Consider the following 18,802-nt stretch of genomic DNA (forward strand, 5'->3'; position numbering starts at 1 on the left):
CAGCGAAATAAAGGAGGAGCCGAAGGCGGGGGACATTCGCGGAGGGAAGTACCCGCTGTCCTGTGCACGCGCCCCGAACAACAGCCTCAAAACCAGAACCGACAAGAACAAGAGGCCTGAAGGTGGAAAGCCCCCCAAAAAGACACACCCTGCGAGTGACACCACCGCAGCTCAAAGAACTGCGCCTGCTGAAGATCGCAGTCATCCACCCCGACGACAGCGACGGCCGACAGCTGACCCAGCAGCTGCAGCGCATCGGCTGCCAGGTGCAGGCCTTCTGGCCGCCGGTGCAGGCGCTGCCCGAGGGCATCGACGTGGCTTTCATGGCGGTGCAGCCCGACTTCATCAACCTGCGCTTCGAGTGGACCAAGAGCGAGGACGCGCCGGCCATCATCGCCGTCGTGACCTACGAGAACCCGACCATCGTCGAGGCCGTGCTCGAGATCGGCGCCAAGGCCGTGCTGCCCTCGCCGGTGCGCTCCTTCGGACTGTTGTCGGCGCTGGTGGTGGCGCGCGAGGCGCACAAGCAGAACCGCTCGCTCGCGCGGCGCCTGCGCAAGACCGAGGCCAAGCTGCTGGGCGTGCGCCAGCTCGCGGAGGCCAAGGCGATTCTCATGAAGACGCACGGCGTGTCGGAGGGCCAGGCCTACGACCTGATCCGCGAACAGGCGATGAGCAAACGTACCACCATGGAAGAGATCGCGGCCGCCATCGTCAACGCCAACGAGATCCTCTCGCTCGGCGCGCGCAAGCCCGAGGCTTCGTGAGGCCGTTCAGGCCTGGCGGAACCCCGCCAGCACCTCGAGCACCCGCAGCGTGGCGCCGTCGAGCAGCGCGCGCGGCCGGTGCGCGATGCACAGGCGGCGCGTGAGCTTCGGCACGATCGGCAGGATCTGCATGCGCTCGCCGAGCGCCGCGTCGGTCGTCGGCTGCAGCGGCAACAGCGCGGCGCCATAGCCGGCCGCCACCAGGCTGCGGATGGCCGCGTCGTAGTTGAGCTCGATGCGCGCGCGCGGCGCGAAGCCTGCGGCCGCGAACCACTCCATCGTGAGCCGGTACATGTGGGTGGTCGCGTCGTTGAAGATCAACGGCTGCTCGGCCAGCCAGGCCGGCGTGACGCGCCTGGGCGCCTTCGTGCGCTGCGGCACGAAGGCCATCATCGGCTGCGTGCGCCAGGGCGTGAACACCAGGTCGCGCAGCGGCGGCTGCGGCAGCGCCACCAGGCCGATGTCGAGCGTGCCCGCGGCCAGCCGCGCCAGCGCCTCGCCCGAGCCGAGGATCGCCACCTCGACGTCGATGCCCGCGTCCTGCGCGCCCAGCGCCTCGAGCACCTGCGGCAGCAGGTCGACCACCACGCCGGTCGACGTGCCCAGCCGCACGCGGCCGCTGCGGCCCTCGGCCTGCCGCTTGACCGCGTCGAGCGCATCGTCGGTGTCGCGCAGCAGCTTGCGCCCGCGCTCCACCAGCGCCGCGCCGGCCGCCGTGGGCGTGATGCCGCGCGCGCCGCGCACCACCAGCTTGGCATCGAGCCGCGACTCGAGTTCGGAGACATGCAGGCTGACCGTGGGCTGCGCCAGATGCAGCGCCTGCGCCGCGGCCGAGAAGCTGCCGAGGTCGGCGATCGCGATCAGGGTGCGCAGTTGGTCGAGGTTGAGGTGGCGCATGGGCGTCGAATCAGAAAAGCTGATGAAGGCTGTCAGAAATCTCAACTTCCACAATAGCACGGCGACGCCGAAGATGAGCGCACCGACACCGCAACCCCAGGAGCCCATCGTGAAGACCGCATCGTCCCCGAGCTTTCGCCAACGCCTTCTGCATGCCCTGCGCGGCTGGCGCCGGCACGCGGCGAATCGCCGTCGGGCCCATGCCGATGCGTGCCAGCTCGCCGGCATGAGCGAGCACGACCTGCGCGACCTCGGCGTCGGCCGCAGCGAACTGCCGGGGCTGATGCAGCCCGCGCCCTCGCACTGCGAGCACGGCCACCGCGCAAGCTGAAGGAAGCGCGCCCGGCCCTTGCCGCGGCCTCGATTTGAGGTCCAATGCGGGGCGTGCCAAGTCCCGCTTCCGCTTCATCCCCGCTCGTCGTCGAGCTCACTTCCCCGCAGTCGGTCGACGGCCGGCGCGCGGCCTTCCAGTCGCTGTGGCTGCTGGTGCGCATGCGCCATGCGCACGATAGCCAGACCCCGATGGTGCGGCTGGCCGACCTGCGCGGCGAAGTGTCGGACGCGAGCACGCTGCGCATGGTCGTGAGCCGCGCCTTCCGCGACTTCAAGGCCTGGGGCATCGAGGTCGGCTGGGGCGAGGACAGCACGCGCGAGCCGCGCTTCCTCAACGCCGAGCGGCGCAGCCAGGGCCCTTTCTGGCTGCCGCCGGCCGAGGCGCGGCGCGTGCGCTGCGAGGTCGAGGGGCGCGCCGCCAGCGCGGCCGAGATCGCCTCGTTCCTCGGCCTGCGCGCGCGCACGGGCGCGGTAGCCGGCGCCTCGGCGCCGCCCGAGGCGGTGCACCTGCAGGACGCCGCCTTCTGGAAACAACTCGTGTCCGCGCAGCGGGCCGCGCGCCAGGGCCGGCTGATGACGCCGGTGGCCGCCGGTGCTGGCGACGGCGCGGGCCAGCCGAGCGCGCTCGAATCGATACGGCTCGCCGGCACGCTCGCGGCCAGCGGCTTCCAGCGCGCGCTGGTCACGCTCAACGAGGCCATGCTGTGGCGCCGCCTCGGCGACAACGAACAGGCGCGCCGCCAGCTCGAGGTGCTCAAGAAGCAGCGCCTCGCGCACCACGTGGCGGGCAACGACTACCTCGGCGCGATGGAATGCATCGTCTCGGCCTGGTGCGCCTACACCGCGCGCGACCTGCCGCTGGCGCAGTCGCTGCTCGGCGGCATGGCCGACGACCCGGCGCGCAGCGTGGTGCTGCGCCACCATCCCGACGTGCGCTTCGAATGGTGCAACCTGTGGGCGCTCGGTTGCCGCTCGCGCGCGCTGGCGCTCGCGGCCGAGGATGCGCCGGCCGCCCGCCTGCTCGCCGAGGAATCGCTGCGCCGCTTCGGCGACGCGCTGACCGCGGCCTTCGAGTCGCATTCCTTCGATGCCGCCCAGCACGTGGCGGCCAACCTCGGCATGGCGGTGTGGCTGTTCGACCGCGTGGGCCTCGCGCTGCCAGCGCTCCCCTCGGCACCGGCGGGCGGCCCGAAGCGGCGCGGCGATGCCCCGGCAGCGTCCGACACCACGCGCCATGCCGTGCAGTGGATCGCCTTCAGCGAATGGCTCTGCGGCCGGGCCGACGGCCAGGGCCGCTCGGCCTGGAACGCGATCTACCTGATGCGCATCGCGCGCGGCCATTGCGGCGCCGAGCCCCGGCCCACGCTCGCGCAGTTCCGCGCCCAGGCGCCGCTCGATCCGGCCGCGATCTCGGCGCTGGCCGGTCCGCTCGCCGATGCCTTCGACGCCACGCACTGGCCCGCGCGCTGGGTCGAGGTGGCGCAGGCGCGGCTGGCCGACCACCAGGCCGGCCGGCGCCGCTACCCGGGCCTGCAGCATTGCAGCCTGCTGTTCGAGCATGCGTGGTACGCGGCCCATGCGGGCGACCTGAAGTCGGCCGAACGCTCGCTGGTCACGCTGCGCGAGGCGCTGCCGCAGCTGGTGCCCAGCGACCGCGCCTACTTCGCCGAGTCGTGGAACGACGGCCTGCCGGCCGAGCTGGTGCTCGAGGCGAAGCCCCCGCGACGGCCGGCGGCGCGGCCGAGGAAGGCCGCGCGCTGAAGCGGCCTCAGCCGCGCGCCGCGATGCAGTCGATCTCGATGTCGAAGGGCCCGAACCAGGCCGGCACGCAGACGAAGATGCGCGCGGGCGGCGACTCGGGGAAGTAGCGCGCATAGACCGCGTTGACCGCGGCGAACTTCTCCACCGAGGTGCAGTACACGTTGCACTTGAGCGCATTCGCGAGCGACGAGCCCGCCGTCTCCAGGCACAGCTTCAGCTGTTCGAGCACCAGCTCGGCCTGCCGCTCGACCGAGGCGCCGACCGCCACCTGCCCGGTCTCGGGATCGAAGGGCGGCAGGCCCGAGACATAGACGGTGTCGCCATGGCGCGTGACGATGGAGGCCGGTGCCTTCCAGCGATCGAGCCAGGTGGAGAGGGGTTCGACACGGATGACTTCGCGCGCGGGCATGGGAATCCTTCTGTTGCGGTGGATGACGATGGCCGCGATGGTGCGGCCTTCGTCCCCCGCACGCTTCGTCCCGCGACGAAGCGTTCAGCCGCCCGTGCCCATGCCCAGTGCCAGCCGCACGCGCTCGCGCAGCACCGGCAGCACGTCGCTCTCGAACCACGGATGGCGCTGCTGCCAGCCGGTGTTGCGCGGCGAGGGATGCGGCAGCGGGATGATTCGCGGCGCGAATTCCGCGAAGGCGCGCACGGTCTCGGTCACGCCGTCGCGCGCCCGGCTGCCCAGGTGGCGGCGCTGCGCGTACTGGCCGATCAGCAGCGTGAGCTCGACGCGCGGCATCTGCGCCAGCAGCCGCTCGTGCCACAGCGGCGCGCACTCCTTGCGCGGCGGCAGGTCACCGCTGGTGCCGCGGCCCGGGTAGCAGAAGCCCATGGGCACGAGCGCGATGCGCGAGGCGTCGTAGAACAGTTCGCGCTCCACGCCGAGCCAGCGCCGCAGCTGGTCGCCGCTGCGGTCGTCCCAGGGCACGCCCGTGCGGTGCACCGTCATGCTCGGGGCCTGGCCGACGATCAGCAGCCGCGCCTCCGCGCCGGCCTGCACCACCGGGCGCGGGCCCAGCGGCAGATGCACCTCGCAGACACGGCAGGCGCGGATCTCGGCGAGCAGCGGCTCCACGCGCTTCAGCGGCCGAAGGGCTTGAAGAAGGCGTTGAGCTCGGCCCCGGGCGCGGCGTCGGCGAAGCCGTCGAAGCGGCCCTCGTCGGCCAGCGTGCGCGCGGCGCGGATGAAGCCGCCCCAGGCCGCGCGCGCCATCGCGCCGCCCACGCTGACGCGGCGCACGCCGAGCGCCTCGATGTCCTTCATCGTGAGTTCGCTGGTCGCGCCGACCAGCAGGTTCACCGGCTTGGGCGCGACCGCCGCGACCACGGCCGCGATCTGCTCGCGCGTCTTGATGCCGGGCGCGTAGAGGCAGTCGGCGCCGGCTTCGGCATAGGCCTTGAGGCGCGCGATCGCGTCGTCGAGGTCGGGCCGGCCGGCGAAGAAGTTCTCGGCGCGGCCGATCAGCAGCGTGTCGCCGCCCGCCGCATCGATGGCGCCGCGCGCGGCGCGCATGCGCTCGACCGCGACCTCGATCGTGAACAGCGGCGCGTCGGCATGGCCGGTCGAGTCCTCGATCGACAGGCCGGCCACGCCGGTCTCGACCGCGAGCCGCACGCTCTCGGCCACGGCCTGCGGATCGGCGCCGAAGCCGTTCTCGAAATCGGCATTGACCGGCAGCGAGGTCGCGGCCACCAGTTCGCGCAGGTGCGCGAGCACCGCGTCGCGCGCGATGGCGCCGTCGGCCTGGCCATGCGACCAGGCGAAGCCCGAGCTGGTGGTGGCGAGCGCCTTGTAGCCCAGGCCTTCGAGGTAGCGCGCGCTGCCGGTGTCCCAGGGGTTGGGGATGACGAAGCAGCCCTGGGCATGCAGCGCGCGGAAGGCCGCGCGTTTCTCGGCGACGGTGGGGGTCGTGGGGGTCGTGGGGGTCATGGAGTCTCTTCCTTCTTTCGATGAAATTCGATGCAGGAGCGAAGGGCGCGAAGCCGTTCAGGATAAGCCAGCGCCCGGCTGCGGCGCGCCGGGCGGATGGGCCAGCAGGTGGTCGATGAAGGCGCGCACCGCCGGCAGCATGCCGCGGCGCGAGGCGAAGGCCGCCTGGATCTCGCTCGCGGTGCAGGCCCAGTCGGGAAACAGGCGCACCAGGCGGCCCTCGCGCAGCTCGTCGCGGCACAGGATCTCGGGCAGCAGCGCCACGCCCAGGCCCTGCAGCGCCACGTGCCGGAGCGCGAACATGTCGTCGGTGACCAGGCGCGGCACGAAGTCCAGTTCGTGCATCTGCTTGCCGCGCTCCAGCCGCCACAGGTGGCGCTCGCCGGTGTCGGGCAGCGAGAGCATCGGCCAGGCGGCCAGGTCGTCGAGGCTCGCGGGCGTGCCCAGGCGCTCGAGCAGCGCCGGGCTCGCGAGCAGCACGTCGACCGTGCGGCCCAGCGGCCGCGCGACCAGGCTCGAATCCTCGAACGGCGGGCGCCGCACGCGCAGCACCACGTCGACGTTCTCCTGCAGCGGATCGACGCGCCGGTGGCTCACTTCCAGCGACAGCCGCACCTCGGGAAAGGCGCGCATGAAATCGGGGATCAGCGGCGTGAGCCAGAACTGCGCGAGCGTGAAGGGCGCGCTCACGCGCAGCGGCCCCTGCGGCCGCGCGACCGCCTGGCGCACCACGTCGAAGGCCTCCTCGCCCGCGGCCACCGTGGCCTGGCAGCGCTCGTAGAACTGCTCGCCGACATGGGTCAACAGCAGCCGACGCGAGCTGCGCTGCAACAGCCGCACGCCCAGCCGTTCCTCGAGCTGCGCGACGCGGCGGCTCAGGCGCGACTTGGGAATGCCCAGGTGCCGGCTCGCGGCGCTGAAGCCCTGCTGCTGCACCACGTGCGCGAACAGCGCGAGGTCGTTGAAGTCGTCCATGTCTCCTGTTCCGCTGGCAGAACGAACCGTTCTTTTTCGGCGGATTGTTGTCGTTTCGTTCCATCAGCATCATCGATCGCCTCATATCGGTCAATGTCCACGCCCATGAAAATCGCCAGCTTCCATCACCGCGGTGCCCTTCGCTTCGGCGTGGTCCGAAACGACGAGGTGCTCGACGCCAGCGCCCTGCCCGGCGCGCCGGCCGGCGTGCGCGAGCTGCTGGCGCGCGGCGACGAGGGCCTGGGCTGGCTGCGCGCGGCCATCGGGACGGCACCGCGGCTGCCGCTGGCCGATGTGCGGCTCGCGGCGCCGGTGCCCGCGCCGCGCAAGTTCCTCGGCCTCGGCGGCAACTACGCCTCGCACCTCGAGGAGGCCGCGAAGCTAGGCCTCGTGCGGCCGCCGGGACAGGTGTGGTTCAACAAGCAGGTGTCGTGCGTGGCCGGCCCCTTCGACGACGTGCACCGGCCGCGCGTGTCGGCGCAGTTCGACTACGAGGGCGAGCTCGGCGTGGTCATCGGCCGGCGCTGCCGCCATGTGCGCGCCGAGGAGGCGATGGCCATGGTCGCGGGCTACGTCGTGATCAACGACATGAGCGTGCGCGACTGGCAGCTGCGCGCGCCCACGCATACGCTGGGCAAGTCCTTCGATACCCACGGCCCCTTCGGCCCCTGGCTGGTGACGCGCGACGAGATTCCCGACCCGCATGCGCTGCGGCTGCGCACCTGGGTCAACGGCGAGCTGCGCCAGGACGGCAACACCGCCCAGATGATCCATCGCATCGAGGCCATGCTGGTCGAGCTGAGCACCGCCTTCACGCTCGAGCCCGGCGACGTGCTGAGCACCGGCAGCCCCGCGGGCGTCGGCGGCCTGATGGACCCGCCGCGCTACCTGGTGCCGGGCGACGTGGTGCGCGTGGAGATCGAGGGCATCGGCCACATCGAGAACCGCGTGGTGGAAGAACCCCTGGAGACCTCCCGATGAACGACCCCAAGCGCGCCCTGCCCGACCTCGCCTCCTCCGCATTGCGGCCCGTGAAGCTCGCCCACGTGGTGCTGCGCGTGGCCGAGCTCGCGCGTTCGCGCGCCTGGTACCTCGCGGTGCTGCAGGCGCGCGTGGCCTTCGAGAACGAGATGCTGTGCTTCCTGAGCTACGACGACGAGCACCACCGCATCGGCCTGATCGCGCGCCCCGACCTGGGCCGCGAGGCCGATGCGAACACCGGGCTCGAGCACATCGCCTTCACCTACGGCTCGCTGGCCGCGCTGCTCGCCAACCACCGGCGGCTGGCCGCGCTCGGCATCGTGCCCTACTGGTGCATCAACCACGGGCCGACGATCTCGATGTACTACCGCGACCCCGACGGCCACCGGCTCGAGCTGCAGCACGACGTGTTCGAGACCGCCGCCGAGGTCGATGCCTTCTTCGCGGGCGGCGCCTATGCCGAGAACTTCATGGGCGTGATGTTCGACCCCGCGGACCTGGCCGCGCGCTTCGAGGCCGGCGAGCCACTGGCCTCGCTGACCGCGCGGCCGGGCCTGCCGGCGGGCAAGGGACCGTGGGACATGTTCGTGCCCTGACAAGGTGTGAGGCGGGCTCAGCACTCCACCACGTTGACCGCGAGCCCGCCGAGCGAGGTCTCCTTGTAGGTGGACTTCATGTCCTCGCCGGTCTGCTTCATGGTACGGATCACGGCATCGAGCGAGACGTAGTGGCTGCCGTCGCCGCGCAGCGCCATGCGCGCCGCGTTGATGGCCTTCACCGCGCCCATCGCATTGCGCTCCACGCAGGGGATCTGCACCATGCCGCCGACCGGGTCGCAGGTCAGGCCGAGGTTGTGCTCCATGCCGATCTCGGCCGCGTTCTCGACCTGCGCCGGCGTGCCGCCGAGCACCGCGGCCAGCGCGCCGGCCGCCATCGAGCAGGCCACGCCGACCTCGCCCTGGCAGCCGACCTCGGCGCCCGAGATCGAGGCGTTGGTCTTGTAGAGCATGCCGATCGCCGCGGCCGTGAGCAGGAAATCAACGATGCCCGCGTCGCTCGCGCTCGGCACGAAGCGCTGGTAATAGTGCATCACGGCCGGCACCACGCCGGCCGCGCCGTTGGTCGGCGCGGTCACCACGCGACCGCCGGCCGCGTTCTCCTCGTTCACGGCCATCGCGAAGGCATTGACCCAGTCCATGGCCGCGAGCGGATCGGCCGCGCCGGCCTGCGCCAGCAGCTCGCGGTGCAGCTCGCCCGCGCGCCGGCGCATGCGCAGCGGGCCGGGCAGTGCTTGCGCGGCCAGCGGGTTGTCGATGCCGAAGCCGCGCTGCACGCACTGCTGCATCACGTCCCAGATGCGCAGCAGGCCCGCGCGCACCTCGGCCTCGGGACGCCAGGCGCATTCGTTGCGCAGCACCAGCGCGGCCACCGAGAGGCCGTTCTCCCGGCATTGCGCCATGAGTTCGTCGCCGGTCGAGAACGGATACGGCACCGCCACCGCCGCGGTCTGCGCCACGGCCTGGCCGCCCTCGACGACGAAGCCGCCGCCGACCGAGAAATAGCGGCCCTCGGCGAGCACCGCATCGTCGGTGGCGAAGGCGGTGAAGCGCATCGCGTTGGGATGCTCGGGCAGCGACTCCTCGCCGCGAAACACGATGTCGCGCACGCGGTCGAAGGCGATCGGCGTGGTGCCCAGCAGCATCAGCGTGCCGCCGCGGCGCAGCGCCTCGAGCCGCGGCTGCACGGTCTCGGGCCGCACCGTGTCGGGCGCGTCGCCGAACAGGCCGAGGATCACGCCCTGGTCGGTCGCATGGCCATGGCCGGTGGCGCCGAGCGAGCCGAACAGGTCGACGCGCAATCGCGCGACGCGCTCGAGCAGGCCCCGCTGCTCGAGCGAGCGCGCGAACAGCAGCGCCGCGCGCATCGGGCCCACGGTGTGCGAGCTCGAGGGCCCGATGCCGATCTTGAAGATGTCGAAGGCGGACAGCATCAGCGCATCATGCGGCCGGAAGCTGCTGCTTGACCAGTGCCACCCAGTAGGCCGCGCCGAGCGGCAGGATGTTGTCGTTGAAGTCGTAGTAGGGGTTGTGCACGTTCGGATCGTTCGGGCCCTCGCCCGCGCCGATGCCGATGTAGGCGCCCGGGCGCTTCTGCAGCATGAAGGCGAAGTCCTCCGAGCCCATGGCCGGCGGGATGTCGGTCAGCACCTGTTCGCGCTCGACCAGGCTGGCGGCCGCGGCGATCGCCGCATCGGTCTCGGCCGGCGTGTTGACCACGCCCGGATAGCCGCGGCGGTAGTCGAGCGCCACCTTCGCGCCGTGGGTGGCGGCCACGCCCTCGCAGATCTGCTGCATCGCGGCCTGGGTCTTGTCCTGGATCGCGGCGTCGAGCGTGCGCACGGTGCCGCGCAGCACCACGGTCTCGGGGATCACGTTCCAGGTGTCGCCGCCATGGATCTGCGTGACGCTGACCACGGCCGAGTCGGTGGCGCCGGTGCGGCGGCTCACGATGGTCTGCAGCGCATTGATGAGCTGCGCCGAGACCACCACCGAGTCGATGCCGGTCTCGGGCATGGCGCCATGGCTGCCCTTGCCGGTGACCACGATCTCGAAGGTGTCGAGGTAGGCCGTCATGGTGCCCTTGCGGATCGCGAAGCGGCCGCGCGGCAGGCTCGGGAAGTTGTGCATGCCGTAGACGGCATCGGCCGGGAACTGGTCGAACAGGCCTTCCTCGACCATCACGCGGCCGCCGCCCTCGTTCTCCTCGGCCGGCTGGAACACGAAGTGCACCGTGCCCTTGAACGGCTTGTGGCGCGACAGGTGCTCGGCCGCGCCCAGCAGCATCGCGGTGTGGCCGTCGTGGCCGCAGGCGTGCATCTTGCCCACGCACTTCGAGGCATGGGCCTGCGTGCCCAGCTCCTGCATGTTGAGCGCGTCGAGGTCGGCGCGCAGCGCGATGCTCGGACCCTCGCCGTTCGAAAGCGTGCCGACCACGCCGGTGCCGGCCAGGCCGCGGTGCACCGGCAGGCCCATCAGCATCAGCGCGTTGGCGACCACGTTGGCGGTGCGGTGCTCCTCGAACGCGGTCTCGGGATTGGCATGGATGTCGCGGCGCCAGGCCTGCATGCGCGCGCGGGTGTCTTCGGCGATTTCGGGGTCGCGGTACATGGTGGGGTTCTCTAGTGGGGTCAGTGGAAGAATTCGGCGATCAGGGTAGCGCCGAGGAAGGTGCCCGCGGTGGCGGTCAGCGACACCACCACGATGCGCCAGCCGAGCTGGCGGAACACCGGCAGGTCCTTCGCGACCGAGAAACCAGCCAGCGCGAGCACCGGCGTGGTGAAGGCCAGGAAGTTGAGCTTGGCGGTGAGCGCGATCAGCGCGTCGGAGAACGGCAGCAGGCCCGGGATGCCCACCACCGTGGCCACCACCGACAGCACCAGCACCATCGGCAGCCGCGGCACCAGGCGCTTGAGGCCCTCGACCGCCAGCGCGATCGCCACCACGGCCAGCATGCCCTCGAGCGAGACCAGCGGCGGCACCTTGTAGGTCAGCGAATTGCCGATCAGCACGCCGCCGCCCACCACGGCCCAGGCGATCAGCGTGTCGCGCAGCGGCAGCGCGCCGCCGTGCGCCACGCTGACCTGCGACATGGCGCCGGTGCCCGCATCGGGCGCGCCGCGCTTCGAGAAGCGGCCCAGCACCGGCTCGAGCTTGCCGTACAGCCACGAGCACAGCGGCAGCGAGAGGAACAGCGTGAAGTAGAAGCCCGCGACGGTGGTCAGCAGGTTCGAGGCGGCGGCGATGGCCGTGAGCTGCGGCAACATCTCGGCCGGCTGCTGCGCGGCGATGGCGCCCAGCGCGGCCGCCATCAGGCTGCCCGAGCCCACGCCGGCGCCCATGGCCAGCGAGCGCGGATCGAAGACGTGCAGGCTGGCGATGAAGCCCGCCAGCACCGCGATGAACAGCGCGCCCAGCACGGTGCCGGTGATGTATTCGGCCAGCACGCCGCGGCCCTCGGGCGAGGCCATGCCGTACTTCTCGCCGATGATCACCAGGTTGCCCTCGCGCCCCACCGAGAAGGTGGCGCCCACGGCCTCGCGCTTGATGCCCAGCAGCAGCGCCAGCGGCAGGCCCAGCGCCAGGGTGCCGAGCGCATGGCCGAACTCCTGGAACAGCAGCGCCCAGCCGGCCTGCTTGACCTGCGGCAGCGCGGCGCCGACCGTGAGGCCCAGCTTCACCACGAACAGCAGCAGGCCCGCGTTGAGCAGGCCGCCCGCGAAGGACTGCTCGGCGGTGGCGACGCGCGCCACGCCCGGCACGCGGCGGTGCGCGATGCCCCAGACCGCGGCGATCAGCAGCGCCCACAGCATCGGCAGCAGCGCCACCTTGCCCGGGCCGACGCTGAACTGCACCGGGCCGACCAGCTCGGCCGCGGCCACGATGGCCAGCGTGACGACCGCGAGCTTGAGTTTTCCGGAAGCGCCGGAGGGCGCGGCCGTGACGGGGACGGAGGCGGCGGAGGTCATGGGTGGGGCGTCGGTCTGGAGCCGTGGGTGAGCCTGTGCTGGCGGATGGCGGCGAGTTTCCCCATGTAGGCCTATTGCATCAATGACCGCAAATCGGGATATTCGATGCATTGAATGCAACACTCAGGAGACCGGGCATGGACGACAGGCTCGACACGCGCCGCGTGCGCTACTTCATGCAGGTGCTCGACAGCGGCTCGGTGCGCGGCGCGGCCGACGTGCTCGACATGGACCCCTCGGCCGTCAGCCGCGCGATCGGTATCCTCGAGCAGGAGTGCGGCGTGCCGCTGCTCGAGCGCCATGGCCGCGGCGTGGTGCCCACCGACGCGGGCGAGATGCTGGCCGGCTACGTGCGCCGGCAGAACAGCCAGAAGCAGCACCTGATGGCGCAGATGGACAGCATCCGCAAGATCGAGCGCGGCCACATCGACATCGTGGTGGGCGAGGGCTACGTGGACTGGCTGATGCGCCACAGCCTGCGCGAGTTCATGACCACGCATCCGGGGATCACCATCGACCTCGACGTGGCCAGCACCGACGAGATCGTGCGCCGCGTGGTCGAGGAACGCGCCCACATCGGCATGCTGTTCCAGCCGCCGCGCGACGAACGGCTGACCTCGCACCAGTCGCATCCGCAGCCGATCCAGGCGCTGGTGCTGCGCTCGCATCCGCTCGCGCAGCTGGGCCGCCCGCTCAAGCTCGCCGACCTGCTGCCCTATCCGGGCGCCACGCTGCACCGCAACTTCGGCGTGCGCCAGCACATCGAGGCGGCCGAGATCAGCGAGGGCGTGCGGCTGCCCTCGCTGCTGACCACCACCTCGTTCAGCGCGCTCGGCCATTTCGTCTCGGCCGGGCTCGGCTACACGCTGGGCACGCGGATCTCGCTGACGCCGAATGCCGACCATCCCGAGCTGATCGAGCTGCCGATGAAGAACCCGCTGCTGTCGCAGGGCCGCTCGCACATCGTGTCGCGCCACGGGCGCCTGCTGTCGCCGGCCGCGGCCGAGCTGCTGCGCTGCGTGGTGCGCGACATGAAGCGCTATGCGGACACCGGGCCGCCCAAGGCCCGCAGGCCGGCACCGCGCACGCGCGCGGCCGCCGCTTGAGGAAGGCGCGGGGAGATCGTTGCGCGCGGCGGGCTTCGGTGGTCTGATCGCCCCCCATGTCCTACCTGCTCCCGCTCTTCGTCCACCTGCTGTGCGCCGCCTTCTGGGTCGGCGGCATGGCCCTCATGCACTTCGCGGTGCGCCCGGCCGCCGTCGCCACGCTCGAGCCGCCGCTGCGCCTGCGCATGATGGCCGCGACCCTGCGGCGCTTCTTCGTCGGGGTCGATGCCTCGGTCACGCTGCTGTTCGTGACGGGCGTGGCGATGATCCTGGCCACGGGCGGCTTCCGCGGCGTGCACTGGCGTGTCGAGGCGATGATGGGCATCGCGATCGTGATGGCCGCGATCTACGTCTACATCCGCGCCTCGGTGTTCCGCGCGATGCGGCGCGCGGTCGACGACGGCGCCTGGCCGGTGGCCGCGGGCCGGCTCGACCTGGTGCGCAAGCTCGTGAGCCTGAACCTGGTGCTGGGCGTGGCGGTGTTCGCGGTGGCGGTGCTGGGGCGCGGCTAGACCGCTGGTCCCTTGAGCTCGACGCCGTTGCCGTCGGGGTCGCGCAGGTAGATCGAGGGCCCCGTGCCCTCGGCTCCGTAGTTGTTCTGCACCTCGCCATCGACCTCGACGCCATGGCGCGCCATGCGCTCGCGGATCGCAGCCTCGTCGAAGGGCTCGATGCGCAGACACAAGTGGTCGAGGTTGCGGCCCTCGCGACCGGCCAGCGCGCCACCCGCGCGGCCCAGCTTGCCGTCGTGCGTGACGAGGTCGATCAGGCTCTCGCCCGCGCGCAGGTGCACCAGGCCGAGGTCATCGCGCCGCTTGTCGACCGTGCAGCCGAGCACGCCGACGTAGAAGGCGATGGCGCACTCGGCATCGCGCACGCGCAGCACCAGGTGATCGATGCGCCGCAGCGCGAACGGCGCGGCATCGGAAGGATCGTGCGGGCGGGTCATGCCCGCCAGTGTGTCAGACCACGCCCGAGGCGCGCAATGCCTCGAAACGCGCCGCGTCGATGCCCATCTCGGCGAGCACTTCGCGCGTGTGCTGGCCCAGCGCGGGCGGCGCGCGGCGCAGCACCGGCGGCGTAGCCGACAGGCGCAGCGGGCTCGCCACGCCGGTGATGGCCGTGATGCCGTCGCCCGCGTCGCGCGGCAGCGTGACCGCCAGGCCGCGCGCCTTGACCTGCGCATCGTCGAAGGCCTGCGCGATGTCGTTGATCGGGCCGCAGGGCACGGCCTTGTCCTCGAGCAGCGCGACCCAGTCGGCCGTGGTGCGCGTGCGCGTGAGTTCTTCCATCATCGGGATCAGCACGCCGCGGTGCTTCACGCGCAGCGTGTTGGTCGCGAAGCGCGCGTCGCTGGCCCAGCCGGGCTGGCCCGCGGCCTCGCAGAAGCGCGCGAACTGGCCGTTGTTGCCGATCGCCAGCAGCATCGCGCCGTCCAGCGTCGGGAAGTCCTGGTAGGGCGCGAGGCTCGGATGGGTGTTGCCCTGGCGCGCCGGCGCCTTGCCGGTGTTGAGGAAGGCGCTGGCCTGGTTGGCGAGGATCGCCATGCCCACGTCGAGCAGCGCCATGTCGATGTGCTGGCCTTCGCCGGTGCGGTGCCGCACCTGCAGCGCGGCGAGGATCGCGGTGCTCGCGTAGACGCCGGTGAAGATGTCGGTGAGCGCGACGCCCACGCGCAGCGGACCGCCGCCGGGCTCGCCGTCGGGGCGGCCGGTGATGCTCATCATGCCGGTCATGGCCTGGATCATCAGGTCGTAGCCCGCACGCTCGGCATAGGGACCGTCGTTGCCGAAGCCGGTGACGCTGCAGTAGATGAGCCGCGGGTTGGCGCGGCGCAGCGTCTCCTGGTCGAGGCCGTACTGCCTGAGGCCGCCGGTCTTGAAGTTCTCCACCACCACGTCGGCCTGCGCCGCCATCTGCCTGAGCAGCGCCTGGCCGTCGGGCGTGGCCATGTCGATGGTGACCGAGCGCTTGTTGCGGTTGCAGGCGGTGAAGTAGCTGGCCTGGTCGCTGTCGTTGCCGTTCGCGTCCTTCACGAAGGGCGGGCCCCAGGTGCGGGTGTCGTCGCCGACGCCGGGACGCTCGATCTTGACGACATCGGCGCCCAGGTCCGCGAGGATCTGCGTGCACCACGGGCCCGCGAGCACGCGGGACAGATCGAGAACCTTGATGCCGTCGAGGGCTGCTTGGGTCATGTCGGGAATGCGGGGGCAGAACGCGGAAGTCGCTTGGATCTTCCTTCCGCGTTCGGCTGTCCGTTTTCAGTTGGCGAACGCGGCGATGCCCGTGATGGCACGGCCCAGGATCAGCGCATGGATGTCGTGCGTGCCTTCGTAGGTGTTCACGACCTCGAGGTTCACGAGGTGGCGCGCCACGCCGAACTCGTCGCTGATGCCGTTGCCGCCCATCATGTCGCGCGCCAGGCGGGCGATGTCGAGGGCCTTGCCGCAGTTGTTGCGCTTCATGATCGAGGTGATCTCGACCGCGGCCGTGCCTTCGTCCTTCATGCGGCCCAGGCGCAGGCTGCCCAGCAGGCCCAGCGAGATCTCGGTCTGCATGTCGGCCAGCTTCTTCTGGATCAGCTGGTTGGCGGCCAGCGGGCGGCCGAACTGCTTGCGGTCCAGCGTGTACTGGCGCGCGCGGTGCCAGCAGTCCTCGGCGGCGCCGAGCGCGCCCCACGAGATGCCGTAGCGGGCGCTGTTGAGGCAGGTGAACGGACCCTTGAGGCCCTGCACCTCGGGGAAGGCGTTCTCCTCGGGGCAGAACACGTTGTCCATCACGATCTCGCCGGTGATGCTGGCGCGCAGGCCGACCTTGCCGTGGATCGCCGGGGCGCTCAGGCCCTTCATGCCCTTCTCGAGCACGAAGCCGCGGATCGGGCCGACGGCGCCGCTCTCGCTGACTTCCTTGGCCCAGACCACGAACACGTCGGCGATCGGCGAGTTGCTGATCCACATCTTGCTGCCGGTGAGCGCGTAGCCGCCCGGCACCTTCTTGGCGCGCGTGGCCATGCTGCCGGGGTCGGAGCCGTGGTCGGGCTCGGTCAGGCCGAAGCAGCCGATCCATTCGCCGGTGGCGAGCTTGGGCAGGAACTTCTGCTTCTGGCCTTCGGTGCCGAATTCGAAGATCGGCACCATCACGAGCGAGCTCTGCACGCTGGCCATCGAGCGGTAGCCCGAATCGACGCGCTCGACTTCGCGCGCGATGAGGCCGTAGGCCACGTAGTTGAGGCCGGGGCCGCCGTACTGCTCGGGGATCGTCGGGCCCAGCAGGCCCAGCGAACCCATCTCGCGGAAGATCGCCGGGTCGGTCTCGCCGGTGCGGAAGCCCTCGAGCACGCGCGGTGCCAGGCGCTCCTGGCAGTAGGCATTGGCCGCGTCGCGGATCATGCGCTCGTCGTCGGTGAGCTGCTGGTCGAGCAGGAAGGGGTCGTCCCAGTGGAAGGAAGCTTTGGCGGCCATGCGGCTGTCTCCGGAAAAGGGGAAAAGAGGGGATCGGGCGATCCTAGCGAGGCAGGGGGCGCGGCGCAAACGATGAATCCTCACCCAGATATGCAGATCCAGAATGTCTTGGGCGTTGCCGGAGCCGTGCTTTCATTGATGAAAGCCCTGCGCCAGTCATACACTCGCGGCATACATGCGCCGCAAGATCCCGCCCCTGCAGACCCTCGTGTGCTTCGACGCGGCCGCGCGCCACGAGAGCTACACGCGCGCCGCGCAGGAACTCGCGCTCACCCAGAGCGCGGTGTCGCGCCAGATCGGCACGCTCGAGGCCTTCCTCGGCGTGGCGCTGTTCCGCCGCACGCGCCACGGCGTGGCGCTGACCGCGAGCGGCGCGGCCTATGCGCGGCAGACCGCCAAGCGGCTCGAGGCGATGGAGCGCGACACGCTCGACGCGATGGCGCACCAGGGCGAGGGCGGCTCGCTGTCGCTGGCGGCCGTGCCCACCTTCGCCACCCGCTGGCTGATGCCGCGGCTCAAGGGCTTCGCGGCGCTGCAGCCCGACGTGGTGGTGCACATCGAGACGCGCACCCGGCCCTTCCTGTTCGCCGACGCGGAGTTCGATGCCGCGCTCTACGCGGGCACGGTGGCGCAGGTGCAGAACTGGGCCGGCACGCACGCGCTGCCGCTGATGCAGGAGGACGTGGTGCCGGTCTGCAGCCCCGCGCTGCTGCCGCGCGGCAAGCCGGTCTCGCCCACGGCCATCGCGCACATGCCGCTGCTGCAGCAGAGCACGCGGCCCGACGGCTGGCGCCAGTGGTTCGATGCGCAGCAGGTCGACGCGCCCAATGCGCGCGGCGGCCCGCGCTACGAGCTGTTCTCGATCCTGGCCGCGGCCGCCTCGCAGGGCCTGGGCGTGGCGCTGATGCCGACCATGCTGGTGGCCGACGAGCTCGCGCGTGGCGAGCTGGTGGTGGCCTGCCCGCGGCCGCTCGCGGGCGAGCGCGCCTACTACCTCGTGACGCCCGAGCGCGCCGACCAGCGGCCGCTGCTGAAGTTCTTCAGCGACTGGCTGCTCGCGCAGGCCCGCGAGGGTTGAAGCCGATGCCGCGCGACAGCCGGTCCGAGTACGAGTGGCGCATGCACAAGGTGGTGACGCACATCGACGACCACCTCGAGCGCCCGCTCGACCTCGCGGAGCTGGCCGACGTCGCGCATTTCTCGGCCTTCCATTTCCACCGCCTGTTCGCGGCCTGGGCCGGCGAGACGCTGGGCGACTACGTGCGCCGGCGCCGGCTCGAGGTCGCCGCGCTGCGGCTCGCGACGCAGCCGCGGCTGTCGGTGCTCGAGGCCGCGGTGTCGGTCGGCTTCGGCTCGGGCGAGGCCTTCTCGCGCGCCTTCCGCGCGCGCTTCGGCAGCGCGCCCAGCAGCTGGCGCGCGGCGCACGACTGGTCGCTGCTGCCCGAGGCGAACAGCAATCCCGATCAGATCGAACGGCACGGCTTCACGAAGAATGGGCCCGGTCCACGCCGCGATCCCGACGGCGCCGCTTCCCCGGAGCCCCCCATGAACGTCGAACTGATCATCCGCCCACCCGTCACCATCGCCTACCTGCGCTACGTCGGCCCCTTCGGCGCGCCCGTGGGCGCGTTCTGGGGCGAGCAGGTGGCGCCCTGGATCACCCGGCACCGGCTGTGGTCGGGCGCGCGCTACGGCATCAGCCACGACGACCCGAGCATCACGCCGCCCGAGCAGTCGCGCTACGACGCCTGCGTGGAAGTGCCCGAAGACTTCGTGCCCGATGGCGGCTTCCAGAAGACCGTGCTGCCGGGCGGGCGCTATGCGGCGCTGCGCTTCCACGGCCTGCCGGCCGAGATCAACACGGCCTGGACCCGCCTCTTGCGCGACTGGTTGCCGGGCAGCGGCTTCCAGTTCGACAACCGGCCGGCCTTCGAGCACTACGCGGCGAGCTACGCCTACGACGACAACACGCACGCCTTCGAGTGCGACATCTGCATTCCGATCGCGCCGCTCTGAGCGCGGCCTGAAAGCCGCGTCCGGAAACGGCCAGCCCGCGCCCGC

The 18,802-nt window shown here is 71.4% G+C and carries 20 protein-coding genes; 9 read left to right on the forward strand and 11 right to left on the reverse strand.

Features of this window, described 5'->3' with window-relative positions:
* Positions 1–149 precede the first annotated feature (149 nt).
* Positions 150–767 carry an ANTAR domain-containing response regulator gene (locus tag AC07PU_RS24160; protein WP_281078057.1) on the forward strand — a complete coding sequence of 206 codons (618 nt, stop codon included), beginning with the start codon at positions 150–152 and terminating at the stop codon, positions 765–767.
* A gap of 6 nt (positions 768–773) precedes the next feature.
* On the opposite strand, the gene AC07PU_RS24165 is transcribed toward AC07PU_RS24160, so the two are convergent.
* Positions 774–1,664, reverse strand: coding sequence for a LysR family transcriptional regulator (locus AC07PU_RS24165; RefSeq protein WP_495321145.1), 891 nt, complete (start codon positions 1,662–1,664; stop codon positions 774–776).
* On the opposite strand from AC07PU_RS24165, the gene AC07PU_RS24170 reads away from it, so the two are divergent.
* Positions 1,663–1,995: a DUF1127 domain-containing protein gene (locus AC07PU_RS24170; RefSeq protein ID WP_495321147.1), complete on the forward strand. Its 333-nt coding sequence runs from the start codon at positions 1,663–1,665 to the stop codon at positions 1,993–1,995. The genes AC07PU_RS24165 and AC07PU_RS24170 overlap by 2 nt on opposite strands.
* Before the next feature lie 53 nt (positions 1,996–2,048).
* Positions 2,049–3,758: a hypothetical protein gene (locus AC07PU_RS24175; RefSeq protein ID WP_495321149.1), complete on the forward strand. Its 1,710-nt coding sequence runs from the start codon at positions 2,049–2,051 to the stop codon at positions 3,756–3,758.
* Between the two features lie 7 nt (positions 3,759–3,765).
* On the opposite strand, the gene AC07PU_RS24180 is transcribed toward AC07PU_RS24175, so the two are convergent.
* The 4 genes from AC07PU_RS24180 to AC07PU_RS24195 all read right to left on the reverse strand — a co-directional run bounded on the left by AC07PU_RS24180 (position 3,766) and on the right by AC07PU_RS24195 (position 6,668).
* Positions 3,766–4,167 carry a RidA family protein gene (locus AC07PU_RS24180; RefSeq protein WP_093343787.1) on the reverse strand — a complete coding sequence of 134 codons (402 nt, stop codon included), beginning with the start codon at positions 4,165–4,167 and terminating at the stop codon, positions 3,766–3,768.
* An 84-nt stretch (positions 4,168–4,251) separates the two neighbouring features.
* Complete coding sequence (locus tag AC07PU_RS24185) at positions 4,252–4,839, reverse strand: uracil-DNA glycosylase family protein (protein WP_495321152.1); 588 nt, start codon at positions 4,837–4,839, stop codon at positions 4,252–4,254.
* Between the two features lie 5 nt (positions 4,840–4,844).
* The gene (locus tag AC07PU_RS24190) at positions 4,845–5,693 is read right to left on the reverse strand and encodes an isocitrate lyase/PEP mutase family protein (protein ID WP_495321154.1); all 849 of its coding nucleotides are present in this window, start codon (positions 5,691–5,693) and stop codon (positions 4,845–4,847) included.
* A 57-nt stretch (positions 5,694–5,750) separates the two neighbouring features.
* Positions 5,751–6,668, reverse strand: coding sequence for a LysR substrate-binding domain-containing protein (locus AC07PU_RS24195; protein ID WP_495321156.1), 918 nt, complete (start codon positions 6,666–6,668; stop codon positions 5,751–5,753).
* A gap of 105 nt (positions 6,669–6,773) precedes the next feature.
* Between AC07PU_RS24195 and AC07PU_RS24200 the strand changes: the two genes are divergently transcribed.
* Together AC07PU_RS24200 and AC07PU_RS24205 are read left to right on the forward strand one after the other, a co-directional pair.
* Entirely contained in the window at positions 6,774–7,649 is an 876-nt protein-coding gene (locus AC07PU_RS24200; RefSeq protein WP_495321158.1) for a fumarylacetoacetate hydrolase family protein, read from the forward strand.
* Positions 7,646–8,245, forward strand: coding sequence for a VOC family protein (locus AC07PU_RS24205; protein WP_495321160.1), 600 nt, complete (start codon positions 7,646–7,648; stop codon positions 8,243–8,245). The genes AC07PU_RS24200 and AC07PU_RS24205 overlap by 4 nt, the downstream gene beginning before the upstream one ends.
* Before the next feature lie 17 nt (positions 8,246–8,262).
* Here AC07PU_RS24205 and AC07PU_RS24210 read toward each other — a convergent pair whose 3' ends face one another.
* The 3 genes from AC07PU_RS24210 to AC07PU_RS24220 are packed head-to-tail and all read right to left on the reverse strand — an operon-like array spanning position 8,263 to position 12,174.
* Entirely contained in the window at positions 8,263–9,642 is a 1,380-nt protein-coding gene (locus AC07PU_RS24210; protein WP_495321444.1) for an L-serine ammonia-lyase, read from the reverse strand.
* A gap of 4 nt (positions 9,643–9,646) precedes the next feature.
* On the reverse strand, positions 9,647–10,816 hold the full coding sequence (locus AC07PU_RS24215) for a M20 aminoacylase family protein (RefSeq protein ID WP_208511011.1): 1,170 nt from the start codon (positions 10,814–10,816) through the stop codon (positions 9,647–9,649).
* Between the two features lie 20 nt (positions 10,817–10,836).
* Positions 10,837–12,174 carry a DUF3100 domain-containing protein gene (locus tag AC07PU_RS24220; RefSeq protein WP_495321162.1) on the reverse strand — a complete coding sequence of 446 codons (1,338 nt, stop codon included), beginning with the start codon at positions 12,172–12,174 and terminating at the stop codon, positions 10,837–10,839.
* A gap of 137 nt (positions 12,175–12,311) precedes the next feature.
* Between AC07PU_RS24220 and AC07PU_RS24225 the strand changes: the two genes are divergently transcribed.
* Together AC07PU_RS24225 and AC07PU_RS24230 are read left to right on the forward strand one after the other, a co-directional pair.
* Entirely contained in the window at positions 12,312–13,280 is a 969-nt protein-coding gene (locus AC07PU_RS24225; RefSeq protein WP_495321164.1) for a LysR family transcriptional regulator, read from the forward strand.
* Positions 13,281–13,336: 56 nt separating this feature from the next.
* Positions 13,337–13,792, forward strand: coding sequence for a CopD family protein (locus tag AC07PU_RS24230; RefSeq protein WP_057592357.1), 456 nt, complete (start codon positions 13,337–13,339; stop codon positions 13,790–13,792).
* Here AC07PU_RS24230 and AC07PU_RS24235 read toward each other — a convergent pair.
* The 3 genes from AC07PU_RS24235 to AC07PU_RS24245 all read right to left on the reverse strand — a co-directional run bounded on the left by AC07PU_RS24235 (position 13,789) and on the right by AC07PU_RS24245 (position 16,741).
* Positions 13,789–14,229: a VOC family protein gene (locus AC07PU_RS24235; protein WP_495321166.1), complete on the reverse strand. Its 441-nt coding sequence runs from the start codon at positions 14,227–14,229 to the stop codon at positions 13,789–13,791. The genes AC07PU_RS24230 and AC07PU_RS24235 overlap by 4 nt on opposite strands.
* A 13-nt stretch (positions 14,230–14,242) precedes the next feature.
* The gene (locus tag AC07PU_RS24240; RefSeq protein ID WP_495321168.1) at positions 14,243–15,475 is read right to left on the reverse strand and encodes a CaiB/BaiF CoA transferase family protein; all 1,233 of its coding nucleotides are present in this window, start codon (positions 15,473–15,475) and stop codon (positions 14,243–14,245) included.
* A 66-nt stretch (positions 15,476–15,541) separates the two neighbouring features.
* Positions 15,542–16,741, reverse strand: a complete 1,200-nt coding sequence (locus AC07PU_RS24245) for an acyl-CoA dehydrogenase (RefSeq protein ID WP_057592354.1) — start codon at positions 16,739–16,741, stop codon at positions 15,542–15,544.
* A 175-nt stretch (positions 16,742–16,916) separates the two neighbouring features.
* Between AC07PU_RS24245 and AC07PU_RS24250 the strand changes: the two genes are divergently transcribed.
* Positions 16,917–17,819 carry a LysR substrate-binding domain-containing protein gene (locus AC07PU_RS24250; protein ID WP_093343769.1) on the forward strand — a complete coding sequence of 301 codons (903 nt, stop codon included), beginning with the start codon at positions 16,917–16,919 and terminating at the stop codon, positions 17,817–17,819.
* A 5-nt stretch (positions 17,820–17,824) separates the two neighbouring features.
* Positions 17,825–18,757, forward strand: a complete 933-nt coding sequence (locus tag AC07PU_RS24255) for an AraC family transcriptional regulator (RefSeq protein WP_208507556.1) — start codon at positions 17,825–17,827, stop codon at positions 18,755–18,757.
* Positions 18,758–18,802: the final 45 nt, after the last annotated feature.

Source organism: Variovorax sp. GW821-FHT10D07 (assembly GCF_059415325.1).